The organism is Microcoleus anatoxicus (genome assembly GCF_042465725.1).
Classification (GTDB): domain Bacteria; phylum Cyanobacteriota; class Cyanobacteriia; order Cyanobacteriales; family Microcoleaceae; genus Microcoleus; species Microcoleus anatoxicus.
Genome location: NZ_CP120853.1, coordinates 1609485 through 1629504 on the forward strand (window position 1 = coordinate 1609485; position 20020 = coordinate 1629504).

Annotated in this window: 21 protein-coding genes and 1 pseudogene; 11 read left to right on the forward strand and 11 right to left on the reverse strand. The window is 43.2% G+C overall.

Features of this window, described 5'->3' with window-relative positions:
• The first annotated feature begins 74 nt into the window (after positions 1–74).
• The 3 genes from P2A85_RS06935 to P2A85_RS06945 all read left to right on the forward strand — a co-directional run bounded on the left by P2A85_RS06935 (position 75) and on the right by P2A85_RS06945 (position 3744).
• Positions 75–902 (forward strand): transporter substrate-binding domain-containing protein, encoded by an 828-nt coding sequence (locus P2A85_RS06935; RefSeq protein ID WP_377478266.1) that lies wholly within the window; start codon positions 75–77, stop codon positions 900–902.
• A gap of 27 nt (positions 903–929) precedes the next feature.
• Positions 930–2156, forward strand: coding sequence for a hypothetical protein (locus P2A85_RS06940; protein WP_377478268.1), 1227 nt, complete (start codon positions 930–932; stop codon positions 2154–2156).
• A 181-nt stretch (positions 2157–2337) separates the two neighbouring features.
• Positions 2338–3744: an ABC transporter substrate-binding protein gene (locus P2A85_RS06945; RefSeq protein WP_377478270.1), complete on the forward strand. Its 1407-nt coding sequence runs from the start codon at positions 2338–2340 to the stop codon at positions 3742–3744.
• A 178-nt stretch (positions 3745–3922) separates the two neighbouring features.
• Here P2A85_RS06945 and P2A85_RS06950 read toward each other — a convergent pair.
• The 4 genes and pseudogenes from P2A85_RS06950 to P2A85_RS06965 all read right to left on the reverse strand — a co-directional run bounded on the left by P2A85_RS06950 (position 3923) and on the right by P2A85_RS06965 (position 5514).
• Positions 3923–4142 (reverse strand): annotated as a pseudogene (locus P2A85_RS06950) (type II toxin-antitoxin system HicB family antitoxin).
• 16 nt (positions 4143–4158) lie between these two features.
• On the reverse strand, positions 4159–4593 hold the full coding sequence (locus tag P2A85_RS06955) for a hypothetical protein (protein ID WP_377478272.1): 435 nt from the start codon (positions 4591–4593) through the stop codon (positions 4159–4161).
• Entirely contained in the window at positions 4590–4910 is a 321-nt protein-coding gene (locus P2A85_RS06960; RefSeq protein WP_377478274.1) for a hypothetical protein, read from the reverse strand. The genes P2A85_RS06955 and P2A85_RS06960 overlap by 4 nt, the downstream gene beginning before the upstream one ends.
• A 280-nt stretch (positions 4911–5190) precedes the next feature.
• Positions 5191–5514: a XisI protein gene (locus P2A85_RS06965; protein ID WP_377478275.1), complete on the reverse strand. Its 324-nt coding sequence runs from the start codon at positions 5512–5514 to the stop codon at positions 5191–5193.
• Between the two features lie 128 nt (positions 5515–5642).
• On the opposite strand from P2A85_RS06965, the gene P2A85_RS06970 reads away from it, so the two are divergent.
• Both P2A85_RS06970 and P2A85_RS06975 read left to right on the forward strand, forming a co-directional pair.
• A complete protein-coding gene (locus P2A85_RS06970) occupies positions 5643–5846 on the forward strand; it encodes a hypothetical protein (RefSeq protein ID WP_333058654.1) in 204 nt (67 codons plus the stop codon).
• Positions 5824–6159 (forward strand): type II toxin-antitoxin system PemK/MazF family toxin, encoded by a 336-nt coding sequence (locus P2A85_RS06975; protein ID WP_377478277.1) that lies wholly within the window; start codon positions 5824–5826, stop codon positions 6157–6159. Before P2A85_RS06970 ends, P2A85_RS06975 begins: the two co-directional genes overlap by 23 nt.
• Positions 6160–6329: 170 nt before the next feature.
• Here P2A85_RS06975 and P2A85_RS06980 read toward each other — a convergent pair whose 3' ends face one another.
• A complete protein-coding gene (locus tag P2A85_RS06980) occupies positions 6330–6557 on the reverse strand; it encodes a DUF2281 domain-containing protein (RefSeq protein WP_333279214.1) in 228 nt (75 codons plus the stop codon).
• A gap of 341 nt (positions 6558–6898) precedes the next feature.
• On the opposite strand from P2A85_RS06980, the gene P2A85_RS06985 reads away from it, so the two are divergent.
• Positions 6899–8599, forward strand: a complete 1701-nt coding sequence (locus tag P2A85_RS06985) for an ABC-F family ATP-binding cassette domain-containing protein (protein ID WP_377478279.1) — start codon at positions 6899–6901, stop codon at positions 8597–8599.
• 296 nt (positions 8600–8895) lie between these two features.
• Here P2A85_RS06985 and P2A85_RS06990 read toward each other — a convergent pair whose 3' ends face one another.
• The gene (locus tag P2A85_RS06990) at positions 8896–9801 is read right to left on the reverse strand and encodes a fructosamine kinase family protein (protein ID WP_377478281.1); all 906 of its coding nucleotides are present in this window, start codon (positions 9799–9801) and stop codon (positions 8896–8898) included.
• Positions 9802–9971: 170 nt separating this feature from the next.
• On the opposite strand from P2A85_RS06990, the gene P2A85_RS06995 reads away from it, so the two are divergent.
• The 3 genes from P2A85_RS06995 to P2A85_RS07005 all read left to right on the forward strand — a co-directional run bounded on the left by P2A85_RS06995 (position 9972) and on the right by P2A85_RS07005 (position 11758).
• On the forward strand, positions 9972–10181 hold the full coding sequence (locus P2A85_RS06995; RefSeq protein WP_340523150.1) for an acetyltransferase: 210 nt from the start codon (positions 9972–9974) through the stop codon (positions 10179–10181).
• Between the two features lie 159 nt (positions 10182–10340).
• Positions 10341–11210 (forward strand): prohibitin family protein, encoded by an 870-nt coding sequence (locus P2A85_RS07000; RefSeq protein WP_377478283.1) that lies wholly within the window; start codon positions 10341–10343, stop codon positions 11208–11210.
• A 128-nt stretch (positions 11211–11338) separates the two neighbouring features.
• Positions 11339–11758 carry a peptidylprolyl isomerase gene (locus tag P2A85_RS07005; RefSeq protein ID WP_341734148.1) on the forward strand — a complete coding sequence of 140 codons (420 nt, stop codon included), beginning with the start codon at positions 11339–11341 and terminating at the stop codon, positions 11756–11758.
• A gap of 72 nt (positions 11759–11830) precedes the next feature.
• On the opposite strand, the gene yhdJ is transcribed toward P2A85_RS07005, so the two are convergent.
• Complete coding sequence (gene yhdJ / locus P2A85_RS07010) at positions 11831–12643, reverse strand: adenine-specific DNA-methyltransferase (RefSeq protein WP_377478285.1); 813 nt, start codon at positions 12641–12643, stop codon at positions 11831–11833.
• A 66-nt stretch (positions 12644–12709) separates the two neighbouring features.
• Positions 12710–13834: a class I SAM-dependent RNA methyltransferase gene (locus tag P2A85_RS07015; RefSeq protein WP_377478287.1), complete on the reverse strand. Its 1125-nt coding sequence runs from the start codon at positions 13832–13834 to the stop codon at positions 12710–12712.
• A gap of 20 nt (positions 13835–13854) precedes the next feature.
• Here P2A85_RS07015 and P2A85_RS07020 point away from each other — a divergent pair, with 20 nt between their 5' ends.
• The gene (locus P2A85_RS07020) at positions 13855–14013 is read left to right on the forward strand and encodes a hypothetical protein (protein WP_377478289.1); all 159 of its coding nucleotides are present in this window, start codon (positions 13855–13857) and stop codon (positions 14011–14013) included.
• Positions 14014–14213: 200 nt separating this feature from the next.
• On the opposite strand, the gene P2A85_RS07025 is transcribed toward P2A85_RS07020, so the two are convergent.
• The 3 genes from P2A85_RS07025 to P2A85_RS07035 form a co-directional block, all read right to left on the reverse strand.
• Complete coding sequence (locus tag P2A85_RS07025) at positions 14214–15611, reverse strand: TldD/PmbA family protein (RefSeq protein WP_377478291.1); 1398 nt, start codon at positions 15609–15611, stop codon at positions 14214–14216.
• 114 nt (positions 15612–15725) lie between these two features.
• The gene (locus P2A85_RS07030; RefSeq protein ID WP_377478293.1) at positions 15726–17204 is read right to left on the reverse strand and encodes a TldD/PmbA family protein; all 1479 of its coding nucleotides are present in this window, start codon (positions 17202–17204) and stop codon (positions 15726–15728) included.
• Positions 17205–17248: 44 nt separating this feature from the next.
• Positions 17249–18808: a hypothetical protein gene (locus P2A85_RS07035; RefSeq protein ID WP_377478295.1), complete on the reverse strand. Its 1560-nt coding sequence runs from the start codon at positions 18806–18808 to the stop codon at positions 17249–17251.
• A 391-nt stretch (positions 18809–19199) separates the two neighbouring features.
• Here P2A85_RS07035 and tnpA point away from each other — a divergent pair, with 391 nt between their 5' ends.
• Positions 19200–19685: an IS200/IS605 family transposase gene (gene tnpA / locus P2A85_RS07040; protein WP_377478296.1), complete on the forward strand. Its 486-nt coding sequence runs from the start codon at positions 19200–19202 to the stop codon at positions 19683–19685.
• Positions 19686–20020 lie beyond the last annotated feature (335 nt).

The window sequence follows — 20020 nt, forward strand, 5'->3', positions numbered from 1 at the left end:
AGATGAGATCGAGCTAGTAAAGTATTTAACTAAATAGCTCAAGAGCAGTGCTCCATAGGTAGCAATATAGAATAATGAATAAGCGATTAAAACTGATATTTTTAACATCTAGCATTATATGTACAGTCCTGTTTCCTTCGGCAAGCTGGGCGCGGACTGTCTTGCAAGAAATTCAGCAAACAGGAGTTTTAAAAGTAGGGATTAGAAAAGATGCTGTGTTTTTTGGCTATGAAAGTTCAGGAAGTTGGACAGGCTATTGTGCAGGCTTTGCCAATGCTCTAGCAAGCAGTTTGAGCAAACAAATGAATACTTCTATTAGTGTCAGAGCCGTTACATCGACGCTCCCAACCCGTGAGGGAATAGTTCGAGATGGCACGGTACATATTGAGTGTGGTCCCAATACAATTAGTCGCGAAAAGGAAGTACAGGAAAACATTAAATATTCAGATCCATTTTTTGTCACGGGGACGCAATTTATTGTCAGGACAGCAAACAAAAATGCCAACTTGAGAAATGCGAGGCTCGGTGTACTTCGAGGCTCAACCAATATACGTTCAGTTACCCAGCAATATTCTGAAGCTGAAATTCAGCAGTTTTCTGAAAGAAGTGAGGGTGTAAGTGCTGCAATGAACGGTCAAGTTACTGCATTTGCTGGAGATAGTATTCTTTTGATAGGAGAAGCGGTGAGACAGGGAGTGCCACTCAACGCTTTTGAGATAGTACCGAACCAACCTCTATCCTGTGACTTTTATGGAATGATACTTCCTACTAACGATACTCAGTGGCAAAATACAGTGAACTCTTTTATTGGCAGCAGTCAAGGGCTACAGGTTTGGGGGACTTGGTTTGGAGGATTAGCACCTTATCTTAAAGGAACGCTTGACTATTGCAAGAGCAGATAAGTAAAAATAATGATAATGAAGTCAGTAATGCTCAAACAAATTAAACTTTGGATATTTCCGTCAATCACACTAATGCTCTTAATTAGTGTTTCTGGTTGTTCTAAAGTGAATAGAAATAGAACAGTAGATATTGAACTTGTTGGCAATGAGTCTAAAGCTGTAGAAGACTCATTTTTGCTGAGGTTTGATACGGGAGGAGAGCGCTACGCTACACTAAAGCCAGGGCTAGAAAAAATTCTTCTCAACGGGTGGGAAGTAGATGTCTCCAATAAGCTTAAAGTTAAAGGGCGTAATGCCACAGTAAATTTGACACAGTATGAAGAGACAAATGGCAACCAAACAACTACATCCCAGGTTTATGAAATCACGCCAACACTAATAATCGCAGCAAATCAAGAAACGCAAAACTTTAAGGAATATATAGTAGTTCGTTTTCCAACTGCTTTAGCTATGGGTAAAGAATTAAAGGCATCTAGTCCTTCTGCTGTACCTGAAGTACGATTCCAAGTTGCATACTATTCGAGTTACGGTCAACTTTGGTTTGCCAGAATCATTCATTGGTTAGGGATAGGAGCTATTGTTGTATTTTTAATTTCTCTTCCTAGTTTGTCAGAATATCTACAAATTAGGGATAAATTCAAAAAAGCCATAGAAAAATATGTTGACTCTGGGGGAAGCGATCGCACAGTATTAGGAATTCTAAGATATTTAAAAAATGCCCAAAAAAGAGAGTTATACGTTTCTTTTAACTTGACAAATGAACTAGATCGGGATGACATAACATTTTTGACTGATGAGGGTACACAAATTACACTTTTTTCACCTTACAAAAACTTTTTGCAGGAAAATTTAGCTAATTTAGAAGACATTATTATAAAACAACTAAACGATTGTTTTACTAGAATTATATCCAACGATGTTTTCTTCTTTGTCAAAGGAGAGTTGGTTAAGAAAAAGCACGTATTTTTTGAAATTGTGTATGTTGTAAGGCACACAGAATCTACATATACCAGAGAAGGAGTTATTAAAGTAAGTCAGGGGTTTAGGGGGATTGCAGTAGACTGGAATATTAACATTTTTATAAATCAAAAGTCTGTTAGACAAATCCAATTTTCATCCTTCCCTGCTGACATTTTTTATGTCAACGAAGGAGCATCTAACAAGAATATTTTTGATAAAATGGCAGAAACTGCTTTTGTTGATTTGAATCAACGCTTACAAAAAGAGCTACAAATTCAATCACTTTCCCAGTAATTGAGCGTCAAAAAATATACAAAGGAGAGATATTATGGATGAAAATCCTCTGTCAATGATAATACTAGGCATAGGATGGGTGTGTGTAAGCGTATTTGGATTTATTTTCTCGAAAATACTGGCTCCTTTTTGGGAACATAAAATAGGAAGATTTATAATGTTTCTGATCGGTGGGATAGGAATGTTTTGCCTTATATCTACTTGGAATGTGCAATCTACTGTTAACCAAAGTAACTTAACTCCTAGCCCTAATCGGACTATTTTGCGTGAGAATGATAAGTCTTTACTTCAGCCACCTATTGTTCAAGCACCTCTTGTTCAATCTCAAAGCCAATCCAAGCAAGAACGTATAAGTAGTGGAGAGAAAGTATTAATTATAAACAAAGAAGTTTTTAACAAGCAGTCTGGAATTGTAGCTTATGCCAAAGGAGATTTTACCACTGCTGTTAACGCACTATATACATCGCGGGAAATTAATCGGAACGACCCAGAAACCTTGATTTATCTGAATAATGCCAGGATTGGCAATAGGATATCTCACAGTATTGCTGTAGCAGCACCCATTGGACAAAGTACAGATATAGCTAATGAAATACTGCGAGGAGTTGCACAAGCACAGGATGAAACTAATCAAGGTGGTGGTATTAAGGGTATACCGTTAAAAGCGCTCATCGCTAATGATAATAATAATCCCCAGGTAGCGTCTGAAGTTGCTGATGCTGTGGTAAAAAATTCATCAGTATTGGGTGTAGTTGGTCATTTTGGTAGCGATGCAACCTTACAAGCTGCAAAAGTTTACCAAAAAGGTCAGCTTGTCGTCATTTCACCGACTAGCACATCTATCAAACTTTCTGGCTTTGGCAATTATGTTTTTCGCACAGTAGCGAATGATAAATTAGCAGGTGAATCCCTTGCTAAATACATGACTACTCAAGGATGGCAAAAAGCAGCTATATTTTTTAATTCTGATAGTGACTATAGTAAATCTCTCACACAGGAATTGGCAACTGCTATTCAGAATAAACAAGGAAAAGTAGTAACAAAGTTTGATTTAGCAAGTTCGACATTCAAACCTAAAGATAATCTTGAAGAAGCGATAAATTTGGGAGCAGAAGTTATTGCCTTATTTCCCAGTTCTAAATACCGCGATCAAGCATTAAAAGTAGCACGAGTTACGCCAAGTCGGTTGCGACTACTGGGAGGAGATAGCCTCTACCAGAAAGATACTTTAGAACAGGGTAAGGATAATGTTCTTGATATGGTGGTAGCGGTATCATGGCATGGAGAAGCAAACTATCAAGCTGAGTTTACTAAAAATGCCGATCGCCTTTGGGGTGCAGATGTCAACTGGCGTACCGCAATGGCTTATGATGCAACTAAAGCATTGATTGCTGCTTTGCAACAAAATCCCACTCGCAGTGGTGTCCAAAAAGCGCTTTCAGCAACCAACTTCTCTGTTCAAGGTGCTTCGGGAGTAGTGAAATTTTTGCCAACGGGCGATCGCAATGCCCCTATTCAACTGGTGAAAATTATTCGCGATGAAAATTCTCGTTCTGGTACTGGTTATGATTTTGTGCCATTACAGTGAAATGCTTGATGAATGAGGGCTGTCTTATTTGACTGGAGTTTAATAGAACATTCCTGGACGCACTCCGACCAAAGAAACCGGGTTTTTTACGAAAATACTTCGTTGCAGCCTTTAATACTTATGAAAAACCCGGTTTCTCGGCCCCCATGCGTAAGTCATAAGAGTTGTACAATACCAATCAAGCAATTTGAAGCGTCCTGGGCTCAGGGATAGATTCACCTTCTGCTTCCCAAGCTTCCAAATACATTTCAATCACTTCTTCGCCGTTATGAATTGCTTCCTCACGAGTTTGGCCGTGAGTGCAAGGCATCACCACGCGATCGCCAAACTCTGGAATCGTGACTAGGAAAAGCCGATCTTCATGACTACCATTGAACAATCATACTATATCGACTCATAAATCCTCGCCCCTTTTTAACACCATAGAAAAAAAGATTTGTCAACAGTTACATATTTCCCCAAAACTGTCAATGGCATCACATCCCCACTTCCAAGTACATCAACAGACACTCCATCTCTAATCAGAATTTTAAACACTTCATCCCCATTTTGAACTAACCTTGCATCTAACTCAATAACTTGACCCTCTTCCTTCAAGACACTTAATAAATCCGCACTAGATAAACGCAATACTTCCTCATTATTACCTTTCTTAGTCAATTGATCGCCACATCTTCCAGTAGCATCAATATCAGCAACGATCCATTGATTAGGCAACTCACAATTTTGGGCTAAATATTCAATAATTTGGGCAACTCTGGGTTCCAGTTTTTCCTGTTCCTCATAGCAGAGTGTAATTGCCCACTTTTGGCTAACATTTTGTTTGAGAGCAGAAGTTTGAGATTTCATAATAGTTCCGGTATTTTATTTCTAGTAGGAGTACCACCTGTAAGATTTGGTATCCATTGATGTTGATGAGGTGGTGGCAGATGATCCGGTCGAGGATTACCATTAGGATAGGTAGGACTGGTAAAATCTATGTCTCTCACAGGTTGCCCAGACCGATCGAATTCTCGCATCTGATAAATCCTCTGATTATAAGTATCCCATCTTAATTGAGAATGAGGTCCTATAGCATTCGGATCGGGTTTTGCTTCCCCAAGTCTAGGCGGTTGTTGACTTTTAAGTACAATCGTACCATCTGCATAGCGTGAGTGGACTAACAATCTAGTTTCAGGTTTTTGGGAAATTCAACCTAATTATTTTATCACTTATTTTAAAAGGCGGTAGAACAAGTGCGATCAATTGCACAACAGCAGCCTGTGGACTGATACGAGCCGATGCGATCGCCAAACTCTGGAATAGTAACTAAGAAAAGTCCATCTTCATGACTACCATTGAACAATCATACTATGTTGACTCATAAATCCTCGCCCTCCAATTCAAATCCCTTCCACTCCATCATACTTTCAACGATTCTCGCTGCTGTTCCCTAGAAGGCACGACCTAAGCAGTATAAGGTCTAACATCCGGCGGTTGAAGTCCCAAAACAATTGATTTAGCCGGAATACCCGCTGCAACTAACTCCTCAGCAATCAGGCGATCGGTATTATTTGCTTGAATCCACACCTGACCGTCAATAATATCAATATGAATCACGCAATGGTGAATGCGTTGCTCGTTAAACCAACCTATATTGATTAACATATAGCGGTCATTTTCTACATCAAAAATTGTGGCGTTTTGCGTCCCACTATCACAAACGGGAATCTCAGCGTATTCAGTCAAGAGCTGTCTAACAAGTTGGCGATAATTATTTAAGCTATCCATTGTATGATATTTTGTGTTTTAGGATTTAAAACAACCGCGCCAGCGAAATGTTAGTAATTATTCCGCAAGTCGTCAACGAATCGGATATACTGAGATACGACCCTAACGATTCAGGAGTCACCCTCCGCATGCTAAAGACACTTTGGGCGATCGTTCGCCAAGGCAAAATTGAATTGTTGGAACAAACAGAAATTCCTGAAGGTGCAAGGATTCTGGTAACATTCCTACCTGATGATGAGTCTGAATTCTGGCTTCAGACAAGCCGAGTATCGCTAGATGCAATTTGGGATAATACCGAGGATGATATTTATGCCCAGCTACTCCAAAAATGACATTATTCTAGTACGATACCCTTTCTCCGACTTATCCAGCTCTAAAGTAAGACCTGCGGTTGTAGTCAGTTCACCGTACACATCTGAAGATATCATGATTGTTCCATTAACTAGCAAAACGACATCTCTGCTATCCGGCGAGTTCATTCTCACTGATTGGTCTGTAGCTGGACTGAATGTTGAGACGGCGGTGAAACGAGGTGTATATACGGTTCATCAAAATTTAGTCGTTAAACTTATTGGTCAGTTAACTACTTCCGATGTCGATCGCCTAGAACAATCTTTACGAGATTGGCTGGGACTGGGACTGTAGATAGTTATCATAACACGTTTGAAACAGGTACTGTAAAGGTTGCCGATAGACTGGGAAACCCGACTAAAGATGGGTGAATGGAATTATTAATTAGCAATCTAATTTAAGGAATAAATTCCCAGACTTCAAAAAATACCAAACAATTGCATGGGTATCTATTACAACTGCGCTCATAAAGGACATTCCTTCGGAAAATCACCCCACATTTCTTCACGGACTTCCGCAATATCAGCCGCTGTAATTTCAATACTCAAATCGCTCCACAACCCGTACAAACTACGCCGAGGTTGTTTCTGAGTAGACTTTTGCCTGAGAAACTGGACGAAGTGTAGGACTTCTTGCTGTTCCTGTGGCTGCAATTCCCGTAAATTTTCTAATACAGCTTGCTCAATGGTCATTATTTTACCTCTCATCCCATTCATTAAGACTAGCGGGTTTGTAGTCAAGCCCGCCACACAGAAACAGTGCGTTAGCGAAGCTTGCAGAAGACGATCGCCCCACCACACTAAAATAGTCCCGAAACCACGTCGAGGCTAGAAACCGGGTTTCTGGGAAAAATCGCAGATTCTCAGCTAGATATCTAGGAAGAAACCCGGTTTCTGGGCCCCCATGCGTAACTCCCACCAAATCAAAATCTGACAATACGCTAAAAATCTTTAAAATTTGTTAAGATTAACACGACCTCAGCGCCGGCATCCCATTCCCCGCGCTTACATCCCCTTCCCCAGCCCCCACAACAATGCTGCGACTCGAACACATCAGTAAAATCTATCCCACAGGCGTCGTACTCAAAGATGTCACCTGGGAAGTCAAACCGGGCGATCGCATCGGCTTAGTCGGCGTCAACGGTGCCGGCAAATCCACCCAACTCAAAATCATCGCCGGTGAAATCGAACCCACATCAGGCGAAGTCATTCGCCCCGCCAGCCTCCACATCGCCTACCTCTCCCAAGAATTTGAAATCGATCCCACTCGCACCGTCAAGGAAGAATTTTGGCGCGCCTTCAGCGAAGCCAACGAAGTTCACGAATCGCTGATGGAAGTCCATCGAGACTTGGAGCACTCCACCCCAGAAAATCTCGACGAACTGATCCACAAAATGGATCGCTTGCAGAGAAAATTTGATGCCTTAAACGGCTACGCTTTAGAAGCACAAATCGAGAAGATTCTACCAGAAATTGGATTTGAAGCAGAAGATGGCGATCGGCTAGTCAGCGCCTTCAGCGGCGGCTGGCAAATGCGGATGAGTTTGGGGAAAATTCTCCTCCAAAAACCCGACATCCTGCTACTAGACGAACCTACCAACCACCTCGACTTAGAAACCATCGAATGGTTAGAAGTCTACCTCAAAGGGTTAACAACCCCCATGGTAATCGTATCCCATGACCGAGAATTTCTCGATCGACTCTGCACCCAAATCGTCGAAACCGAACGTGGCGTTTCCAGCACCTACCTGGGCAACTACTCCTCTTATTTACTGCAAAAAGCAGAAGCCAGAGAAGCCCAACTCAGCGCCTACGAAAGCCAACAAAAAGAACTCGAAAAACAACAAGCATTCGTAGAAAAATTCCGCGCTAGCGCCACTCGCAGCACCCAAGCGAAAAGCCGCGAAAAGCAACTAGATAAAATCGAACGCATCGAAGCCCCCACCGGTGGCTTAAAAACCTTGCATTTCCGCTTTCCCCCCGCACCCCGCAGCGGCCGCGAAGTAGTAATAATTGAAGACTTGGTGCATAGCTACGGCGACAAAATCCTATTTTTGGGCGCAGACTTATTAGTGGAAAGAGGCGATCGCATCGCCTTCCTCGGCCCCAACGGCGCAGGCAAATCCACCCTGTTAAAAATGATTATGGGATCAGAAACTCCGACAGAAGGCACTGTTAAATTCGGAGGCCATAACGTCATCCCCGGTTACTTTGAACAGAATCAAGCCGAAGCTTTAGATTTAAATAAAAGCGTGATGGCAACCATTCATGACGAAGTACCAGACTGGAAAAACGAAGAAGTTCGGACTTTGTTGGGGCGTTTTCTGTTCACCGGCGAAACAGTATACAAACAAGTCGGCGCTTTGAGTGGCGGAGAAAAAGCGCGTCTAGCTTTGGCAAAGATGCTGTTGACTCCCGTGAATTTACTGATTTTGGACGAACCGACAAATCACCTCGACATTCCGGCCAAAGAGATGATGGAAGAAGCCATCAAGAATTATGACGGTACGGTAATGATCGTTTCGCACGATCGCTATTTCATCTCCCAAGTCGCCAACAAAATAGTCGAAATTCGGGATGGAGAGTTTCGCCCTTATCTCGGAGATTACCACTACTATCTCGATAAAATTGCTGAAGAAAAAGAGCTAGCAAAGTTCGCCAAACTTGAAGCTGAAAAAGCCGCTAAAAAAGCGGAAAAAGAAGCCAAGAAAAAAGCGACTGCTAAGCAGAAATAAAGTCTCAATAACCAAGCCGAAGTCAGGACACGGCGCAGAAACCAGGACACTCCAAGAGCCCATTGGTGTCAACTTAAGGTCAAACCCTCAGTCCGCCAGGGGTTGAAACCCCTGCCTCAAAGCTCAAGTCCTCTCAAAGAGGACTAATGAGTTCTTCAGTCCTCTTTGAGAGGACTTTAGCTATTAGACAGGGAATTCATTCCCTGGCGGACTTGCGGGCCCACTAGCGGACTTGGCGGGCTGACAGCTTAAGTTGACACCAATGGGCTCTTGGAGTGTCCTTCGTTGCTTAAATTTTAACCCAAGATGCGATTAATCATCTGATTTGCCTGGGATTCATAACTCCCACCAAACAAATTAAAATGATTTAAAATATGATATAAATTGTAAAGAGTTTTGCGTTTTTCATACCCTGAATCCAACTGCCAAACCTGATTATATCCCCGATAAAACTGCGCCGGAAAGCCACCAAATAACTCCGTCATCGCCAGATCAACTTCTCTATCTCCAAAATACGTCGCCGGGTCAAAAATCACCGGTTCCCCTCCAGACGTTATCCCCGCATTCCCACCCCACAAATCCCCATGAACCAGCGAAGGTTCAGGTTCGTAACCTGCTAACAATTCAGGAATTACCTTTAATAAACGTTCTCCTTGCGGAAAATGACCGCCCCGACTCTTAGCCAATTTTAACTGATAACCAATCCGATGTTCCGCCCAAAATTGAGTCCAAGTTGCTGTCCAGTTATTAATTTGCACAGTTGAGCCGATCGTATTATTAATATCCCAACCAAAACCTCCCCGATTGTAGGGGCGGTGCCCCCGTGCCCGCCCTGGGCTGGGGGGGGTGTATTTGTGCATTTCAGCCAGTTTACGCCCCATTTCCTCCCAAGCTTTATCGCCCCCGCGCCCTACCAAATCCAGCCATTCCAGCACAATATAAGCAGAATTCGCCTCAGTTCCCCAACAAATCGGCTCAGGTACTCGAATCGTCTGGGTTTCCCGCATTTGCTGCAAACCCAGCGCCTCAGCTTCAAACATCGCGACTTGGGAAGCTTGATTGATTTTGGCAAAGTATGTACGGGAAATGCTGCTGATAGCATAGCCTTGATTGATGCAGCCACCGCTAACAGAACGGCGATTGTCGATCGCAAATTTGTCTCTTGTTACTTCGGAGATATGCGCGCTAATTTTGTCCCACATGGCATCCAATTGTTTTATACTCTTGAAAAGACTCGAAAGATAGATTAACAAATTATACCTCGGATAGAGATAAGACATCTTATCTTAATTTAAAATCAAATAATATTCAATAGTGTAATTAAGCTGTTGTAATCAAACCCTAACTCACATTCACTGTTTAAGGAGAAACTATGCTTTTACAAGAAAAAGAATCAGGCGACTTGGTAGAAATTCTCGATGTCGATAGTTTAATTAGTCCTGCGAAAAATGAAGTATTGGGGCGAAATCAAGCTGGTGAAGAAGAGCAAGAACCAGTGAATTTTCCCAAGGGTAAATTAGTTTTTCCCTCCGGCGAAGTTTTGCCCCGCTGCTGGACTGAGGAAAACTATAAGACCAATTAATTCAACGGAACCACCGCAGCCGAAGACCTAGAGCCCTGACTTATTGAAAAAGTTGGGCCTCTAAGCTTATAACATTTTTATGTACAAAGAGACCTGAATTTTTATTAACTATCGACACTTTAACCATTATAATTGATTTATCACAAAGGAAGGTGTAGTTTGAAATCTCAAAATTTCCAGAGCATATCATCAGCAATCGCTGGGATTCTATTAGTTGGCGCGCTGCTGCTTGGGTTCAACTCTTTTGTCGTGATTAATCCCGGTGAAGCAGGGGTGGTCAGCGTTTTAGGAAAAGCTACAGATGGGGCATTGTTAGAGGGATTTCACTTGAGACCTCCGCTGATATCTAAGGTAGATGTGTACGATGTAACAGTGCAAAAATTTGAAGTTCCGGCCCAGAGTGCTACCAAAGACCTTCAGGATTTAAATGCTAGTTTTGCTATCAACTTTCGCCTCGATCCGGCGAGAGTAGTTGATATCAGAAGGACTCAAGGAACCTTGGATAATATAGTTGCAAAAATTATTGCTCCTCAGACGCAAGAAGCATTTAAAACAGCGGCCGCCTTGAGAACTGCTGAACAATCTATTACTCAAAGAAGTGAACTGAAACGAGACTTTGATACTGCACTGAAGGAAAGGCTATCAAAGTATGATGTAATCGTACTTGATACGAGCGTTGTTAACATTCGATTTTCCACAGATTTTGCGAAAGCGGTTGAGGAAAAACAGGTTGCTGAACAGCGTGCACAAAGGGCTGTTTATGTGGCTCAGGAAGCAGAACAACAGGCTCAAGCAGATATTAACCGCGCTCAAGGTAGGGCGGAAGCTCAAAGGCTTTTGGCTGAAACTTTAAAGGCTCAGGGCGGTGATTTAGTGCTGCAAAAGGAGGCTATCGAAGCTTGGAGAAGTGGTGGTGCTCAGATGCCAAAGGTGTTGGTTATGGGCAGTGGTTCTAGTCGGGTTCCTTTCATTTTTAATATGAGTGACTTTCAGGAAGATGGCGATCGCAAAAAAGTTACCAGCAATTGAGAGTTACGATAGTATGCTAAACTTCTTTTAGCCCAAATCTAGCGATATGATGAAATCAGTCGCTATCAAAGCGCAGTCCGCAACTCACACGCAGACAACACGCTCACTTTAGAAATCAAGGAAAAATCATGACCCGCGCGATTATGGAAACGGACAAAGGCACAATCAATTTGGAATTGTTTGATGCAGATGCGCCTAATACAGTTAAGAATTTTGTTGACTTAGCAGAAAAAGGTTTTTACGACGGACTTTCCTTTCACCGAGTAATTCCTAACTTTATGATTCAAGGCGGCTGTCCAAAAGGCAATGGCACAGGTGGCCCTGGTTACAAAATTAACTGCGAAATCAACTCCCACAAACATTTGGCAGGAACTTTATCGATGGCCCACGCAGGCAAAAATACGGGTGGTAGCCAATTCTTTATTTGCCATTCTCCCCAGTCTCATCTAGATGGAGTTCACACAACTTTTGGTCAAACTGAGGATATGTCTGTAGTCAATGCTATCCGCCAAGGCGACAAGATTATTTCGGTGAAAATCGAGCCTTAATTCTCAGTATTGAGTTGCGTTTGTAGTAAGGGCGAAGAGTCCTTATTACAAATTTAACCAGGTTAAATTGAATCATTCATCTTCGATAGAACTGTCTAAGAATTCTTGATTGTCGTCAGGAGTAATCTGTAATCTATTTAATCCTATTTCTACATATTTTTCTTGTAATTCTATTCCGATTGACTTTCTGTTAAGCTGCTTGGCAACAAATGATGTGGTAAAAGTTCCAGAAAATACGTCTAATACGATGTCTCCCTCATTACTACTTGCTTTGATAATTCGTTCTAACAAAGATGTGGGTTTTTGGGTAGGATGATCTTCATATTGGGGCATACGATATCTGACTCTCGGAAACTCCCATACATTACCTGGAACTTTTTCAGAATTATATACTGATGGTGTAGACTTGCGGTAATCAATTAGTTTTCTGACAGCTCCAGTTTTTGCTTCTACCAGAATATCTGAGGAATTAAATGTATAATTTCGTTTGTCTTTGACACAATATAAAATAGGTTCGTACAGAGAACCGTAATATTTTTTTGCTTGGACTCCCGAACTGTCATAATACCACACTATTCGAGAAAGAATTGTTAAACGATCGCGCAAATATATATCAAAGTAAGGCATACATTGAGTGGATGCCATTAAATACAAACTACCGTTTTGCTTGAGCTTATCAATACATAAATTCAACCAAGTATAACTCCATTCTAGATAATCGCTTTCAGATTCCCACTTGTCTTTAAAACCATTGAAATCTTTGCCAATATTATAGGGAGGGTCGGCAAAAATTAAATCGATTGAGTTGTCTTTAATTTCATTAGAGAGGACTTCTAACGCATCTCCTAAGACGAGCTTGTGTCTGTCTACTTCAAAGATTTTCATTTTGCCTAACCTTGTTCAATCAATACGCACTCTTGTCAGATGTAGTTGGATAACTACTCGAAATACTCAATACAATTCATACTTGAGCAAAGTACACGGAATCGACCCATTATAAACTGGAATTCGCTTTGAAGTTCTCAGTCCAACTTGTTTCCCCAATTCCTTATTTCCAGTCAATATAAACGCATTCCAACCTTTAAAACGCTGCTTGAAAATATCCCCTAACATCTTATAAAGTTCTCCCAATTCCTTAGCATCGCCTAGCCTTTCTCCGTAGGGAGGATTGCAAATGAGAACGCCACTGTCTGCGGGTGGTTCCAAGTCAGATAACTCGGTGTGAGCAAACTCTATCTTACCAGAAAGACCTGCTTGCTGTGCATTGATGCGAGCTTGGGTTAACATATCAGAATCGCGATCGCATCCTGCAACCACTTGCTGAAGTTCCGGTAATTCGCTACTCTCGGCTTCAGCCCACAATTTATCCCATAAGGGTTCGTCAAAATCTCGCCAAGTCATAAATCCAAACTTGTCTCGAAACAATCCCGGTGCAATATTCAAACCCTTTAAACTAGCTTCCAAAGGCAAAGTTCCCGAACCGCACATGGGGTCTAAAAAAGGTAAATCAGGTGTCCATTCTGCCATGTCCAACAAAGCCGCAGCTAGGGTTTCTTTTAAGGGTGCCATACCCATTGCGGGTCGATATCCGCGTCGGTGCAAACTACCACCAGAACTGTCTAAACTTAAGATTGCTCGATCGCGATGAATGTGAATGTTAATCAGCAAATCGGGATTCTCGACATCTACACTCGAACGCTTGTTGAATTGATGGCGCTGTTGGTCGGCGATCGCATTTTTGACCTGCAAAGCTGTAAAATGAGTGTGGTTCAATTTTTCATTGCCACCCGTACAGTTGACTGCTAAAGTATTGTCAGCATCCAAAAATTCATCCCAAGAGATTTTCTGGACTGCGCGGTACAGCATATCTGAGTTGTAACACTGGAATTCGGCGATGGGTACTAGGACTCGAAAAATGGTTCTAGACCACAGATTTACACGATACAATAAAGCGCGATCGCCCGAAAAGTACACCCCAGTAAAATCTGGCTTGACATCCTGGGCTCCTAATTTTTCTAATTCTTGGGCGGCAATATTTTCTAATCCGCGCGCCACTGTAGCAAAGTATTGATTCATTAGGGAATGGGGAATGGGGAATGGGGAATGGGGAATGGGGAATGGGGAATGGGGAATGGGGAATGGGGAATGGGGAATGGGGAATGGGGAATGGGGAATGGGGAATTATTCCTACTAACAACAGACGTACCGCCAACAGACAACAAACAACAGACGTACCGCCAACAGACAACAGTTAACAGTTAACAGTAAACTGACAACAGACGTACCGCCAACTCACTATAGTAGCTGGTTTTAATCCTAATTCTCAAAAAAAATACTCTCCCTTCACGATAAATCACTGGAATTCATCTCGGAGGGGGCGGGTTTGAGAGATTGTTCTTTACTGGCTATTATTGTTTGTGAAACCCGCCCCTACAAATTATTGGAAATGTGTGAGTCACAAACTGTCAGTAATACTGGTGAAATTAAACGCTTTAACTCGCACTCCCGGTACTACGCTGCCCCCGTAACGTTTCACTTCGCTAAGGGCATCTACATCCCGCAACATATCAGGTAAAACTTGATTGAAACGCAGATTTTTAATCGGGTAAGCAATTTTGCCATCCTCAATCCAAAAAGTGCCGTCGCGAGTCATTCCTGTTACTTCGGATGTCTTGGGATTGACATAGTTGACATACCATGCGCGACTGACGAAAATTCCACGCTCGGTTTGAGCAATCAAATCTGCTAAACTTTGGTCTGAACCTGTCATTGCGATCGGGTAATAAGCACCTTTTGATTCTTTGCCTGTTTGTGATGCCCAATAGCGGGAATAAGATAAGCTTTGAGGTATGCCATTTTTGATGATTTCCAAATAGTTATTGCTCAATCCATCGCCGAAAAAATTACCCGATCGCAATAAAGGATGAGCTGGATCGCGCTGTACTTGCACCATCGGGCTGAAAAGTTGTTCCCCAGCGCGGTTTCCAGCGGGTTTTCCGGTTTCATCGGCGATCGACATAAACGATCGCCCTTCATCCGCCGCCCTCGCATCCATCCCCCAAATTACCCACGGTAGCAAATCCGCAAAGGCAGCACCATCAAGGATTACCGGATAAATGCCGGGACTGATTTCGCGGGGGTTGCGGGATGCGATCGCGCGATCGACTACTTGTTGGGCTAATTGGGCGATCGGTAGTTGACTAATACTCCAAGCTGTGCGTTCAGTCCAGCTAGAACCGTTGTCAATGCGGGCTGTAAAGCCGAAATTCGCCTCTGTAGATTGATTGCAGGCGCGGAGTCCGGTGCTCGATGCGATCGCATACAACGACGCCTCAGCGCTCAAAGTACCCGAAGCGTTAGCACCTGCTTGTGAGGCGATCGCACAAGCTTGCCGCACCATTTCCGCCCGTTCTAAAGGGGATGCAGCAGCCGTTGCTTCGTCAAATGCGGCCGGGGGTAAATAGTAGGTTTGAGGCGGTAACAGCGGCATCCATTCGGGGTCTGCGGGGGCAATTTTGGCTAACTCTTCAGAGCGTTTGATGGTTTGGGCGATCGCATCTTCATCAAAATCAGTCACCGCAGCGGAGGCACTTTTGTTACCGAAATAGCTAGTAATGTTGAGGCTAAATACAGTCTTGGTAATATTTTGGCTGATTTGATTTTCCGAAAATCTGGAAAGAGATTCTTCGCCAGTTGAGAGACTGACAAATACTGCTTCGGCTGCGGATTGTTTGACTGCTTTTTCTACCAAAGATAAGGCTTGGTCTTCACTTAAAATTGCGGGGGATTCTGTTAATATCATGATGGTAATGGGTAATTGGGCATCGGGAATTGGGCATCGGGAATTGGGCATCGGGAATTGGGCATCGGGCATGGGGAATAGAGAATTGCTTACTATCTCTAACAACAAATAACAACTAACAAATAACAACTAACTAATGCCCGATGCCCCATGCCCCATGCCCCATTACCCAATTTGAATATTTTTAACCCGCACCGGTACACAAGCATGAGTCATTTGAGCTACCTGCATCGGTTCACCTTTACCACACATATTTGTACCACACTGTACCCGTTCTGAAGCAGGTCCGATCGCATCTATTTTATTCCAGAAATCAGTGCTCATCGAATGATAAGTTACATCCTTCAACATTCCCACAACTTTACCCTTTTCCACCTTCCAGAAAGCATCGCCGCCGAATTGGAAATTGCGCCGTTGTTGGTCGATGGAAAAACTGCCCACACCGTCGATCAAAATCCCATCTTCCGTATCAGCAATCATCTCATCCAAAGTAGCAGTATGACTACCGCCATCCGGGCCCGGTTCCAATCCCAAATTAGGAATTCTGACCATCGGCACGCTCGACCAACTGTCAGCGCAGGCAGAACCGTTGCTGGTGGCACGTCCGAGGCGATATGCTGTTTCTCTGTCAGTCAGATAATCAACTAAAATTCCATCCTTGACAACGTACCAATCCTGTGATTTTACGCCCTCATCATCGTAACCCATTGTACCGCGACCGGCTGGTTGAGTGCGATCGCACTTAAAGTTTACCCAAGGTGCGCCGTATTGCAGTTTATTTAACTTATCAGTAGTCGCAAAACTCGTGCCTGCAAAATTAGATTCGTAGCCGTAAACTCGGTCTAATTCCGTGGGATGTCCGACGGATTCGTGAATCGTCAAAAACAAATTGGTCGGCTTAAGAATTAGGGATTTACAAATACCAGCAGGCATTTTTGGCGCAGCAACTTTCTCAATCGCTTCTGCCGCAACTCTATTTATTTGACTCAACAAATCAGTTGGGTTAATATGTTCGTAACCCAGATTTAAGGGCGGGCGTTCGTATTCGCGACTTTGGGCATCGCCGCCCGCAATTGCCGTACAGCCAAAACCAGGATAGCTGCGGTAAATGGTTTGTTCGATTAGCGAACCTTCGGTGGAAGCAAAAACCTTATCTTCGTGGTTGAATTGCAGAAAAGAATAAGCTTTTTTGATACCTCGATCGCCATGAGCTAACAGTTGTGTGTTAATATTTAGTAGGAGTTCGGCTTTGTCAGCGACTGGTACAGAAAACGGGTCAATGGCGATCGGAGTAATGTAGCGATCGACATATTTTTCGACAGGCACTAAACGCACCGGTTCTTGTTGAGTCAAGCGACTACCCTTAGCAATTTCTACAGCCAAAGCGACAATTCTGGCAACCTCAGCCGCCGTGCGATTGTGACTTGCAGCAAAGCCCCAGGCCCCGTCTAGAAGCACCCGCACCCCAAAACCAGAACTAACATTATCAGAGATATTGCTTAAAGAGCGATCGCGTGCGTAGAGACTCTGCCTTCGATAACTACAAAAACGCACATCACCGTATTCACAACCTGTTTTCCGAATCAAACTTACGGCTAAATTTGCTAACTCCTTAGCGGAGACTTTTGCGTCTAACTGTACCATAGTTATTAGTCATTTGTCATTAGTTACCAATCATTATAGCGCTACTATCGAAATATTTTCCTAATCAACACGGCGACACCCAGCATTAACAACCCAAATACTAAGCCAAACAGCAGACTCCACAGAATTGTCGCAGCAAAGGGATGTAGCGGGAGAGAAAAGTCGGGTTGCCAGCGAATCGGTGTATCCTTGATGAGAGGATAGGCGGCGGAAAAGATTTGGCCACCACCGATCGCAGTTCCGACAAAAAATATGATATTCTCAAGTTGGCGATCGCGCTTTTTCTCTTTGTCTTCGTTTTGTTTGTATAATTCTATCTGTTCGCGATCGCGAATTTTCTCTTCTTCTTCCTTTTCCCTGTATAATTGTATTTGTTCGCGATCGCGCTGACGTTCTCTTTCTTCCTTTTCCCTGTCAAATTCCACCTGTTCAATTTCCACCATCCCGCGCACAGTAGATATCGACTGCTGGAACAAATCTTGACTAGCAATCAAATAATTCAAATCAATTTCAATTTGCCGCTGATACTTACCCTCAGCCAAATCCAGAAACCTCTGCCAAAAATCCAGATTATCACCTTCGATGCACAAACTTCTAATTCTGGTCAAACTCTCGCCATAATTTTCAGCATTAATGTCGATCGTATTTCTATCTTCCTGTAAATACCGCACTTGCTGAGCACAAGCCAACATTTTAGTCCGAACTTCAGCCAGCAATTTCTTTAACTTCTGCAACTTAACTTGTCTATCTTGTTCCCTTTCAATCTCATCGAATTCAGGAAGTTTCTTCTCTAACTCGCCGACAATTTGCTGTGCTTGGCCATACCTTTTCCGAGTTTCTCGATACACAAATACAATTTTAGCGCGAGAGCAAAGCAGATTCATCAAGTAAAAATTAAATGTCTGCGTTACGGATTGCAAAGTTTGGGGATTGTCTTGTAACCCTACTAGAATGTGACATCGTTTAGACGCATCATCTTCGCGACTGTCATACTCAAAAATCGGACTCCCAAATAATATCCCTTCCGCACGAAACTCTGGTGATGCTTGCTGTTGATTGTGGAAAAAAGCTGTAACGCATTCGTCAGCTAGCTTGCGGTAAGTATCATAAACTGCTGGTGCGGCGTACAACAATAAAGTTTGTCCGAGGGACGGTTTAATTGCGTTTGACAACAAACAACCTTGGGGATTTAATTGATTTAAATCCCCAAGGTTGTTTGTGGCATTTTTATAATTAAATGTCAAGTCTGCGGTGTAAGTATCATGAATTCGCAGGGCATAGATTGAACCAGAAAGTTTGGGCAAATCTGGCTGAGTAATTGGTTGTAAATCCAGAGTTTTGCCATCGGAAGTCAGCAATTCGCCATTATTCGGATTTTCCTGTTCGCCTTGGGGATAATACTGTTTGTCTTTGTAGCAAATCAGGTTTTCTCGGAGAGATTTTAGTTTGTTGCTGTTAAATCCTGTACCGACATTATCTGCTAAATTTTCCCACAGGGATTGAGCATTTTTGGCTACTGCATCGTAGCCTTCATCGCCATCATCCCGCAGGTGGAAAGGATAGAGAGTAATGCTGGGATTTTTAATTTGCGGTGGTTCCTGCATAATCGAATCCGGGAAATACAAAACATTATGTTAATTCAATCTTAGTCCGCGGAGGCGGACATTGTTTGTGTAGACGCGGTTTAAACCGCCGGGGCCTAATCGCCGGATTCCTAATCTCCGAATACCCTCTTCGTCCGCGAAGGCGGACATTGTTTGTGTAGACGCGGTTTCTAACCGCCGGGGCCTCATAAATCGCCGGAGGTCTGAATTGGGGATATAATTATTGGGATATCATCGCGGGATAAATCAATCCCGGTGGTTCCCAATCACCCAGCGGTTGAAACCGCGGCTACACAGACAAAACCCGGATGGTGCGCGGGTTGAAGATTTCAATCGGTGATTTTTCATTTGGTACGCGGGTTGAAGATAAATTTCATATATTGTACGAGAAATGAGAGAGAATTTTACGCAGTTGTATGTACACTATGTTTGGGCAACCTGGGATAGATTGCCTTTGATTACTCCCGATATTCAAGAAGCAATTTATGCGGTTATTATTGGAAAATGTAATAATTTAAAATGCACTGTAATTGCTGTTGGTGGGATAGAGGATCATGTACACTTGCTAGTTGGTTTTCCGTCAACTTTGACAATAGCTGAAATTATTAAGGAAGTTAAGGGTAGTTCTTCTCATTTAGTAACTCACGAACTTAAACCTGGTGTGTTTTTTAAATGGCAAGGTAGTTATGGGGCGTTTACGGTTAGCCGTGATGCGATCGACACTGTGGCTAACTATATCAGAAATCAGGCTATTCACCACCGTCAAAAATCAATGATTCCTGAATGGGAATGGGTTTCTGATCCTGCTTTCGCAGGTTCCAAAAATTTACGTGGTGGTTTTCAATCACCCGGTGGTTTTCAATCACCCGGCGGTTGAAACCGTGTCTACACAGACAAAACCCGGATGGTGCGCGGGTTGAAGGTTCTACCCGGTGATTTCCCCCCATCCACCCGGCGGTTGAAACCGCGTCTACACAAACCAAACCCGCCTCCGCGGGTTGAAGATTCCAATCGATGATTGCTCATCTCCGAATACCATCTTCGTCCGCGGAGGCGGACATCGTTTGTGTAGCCGCGGTTTCAACCGCCGGGGTCTAAAAAATTGCTCATCTCCGAATACCCTCTTCGTCCGCGGAGGCGGACATCGTTTGTGTAGCCGCGGTTTCAACCATCGCCGGGGCCGTCAACCACCGCCGGGGCCGTCAACCACCG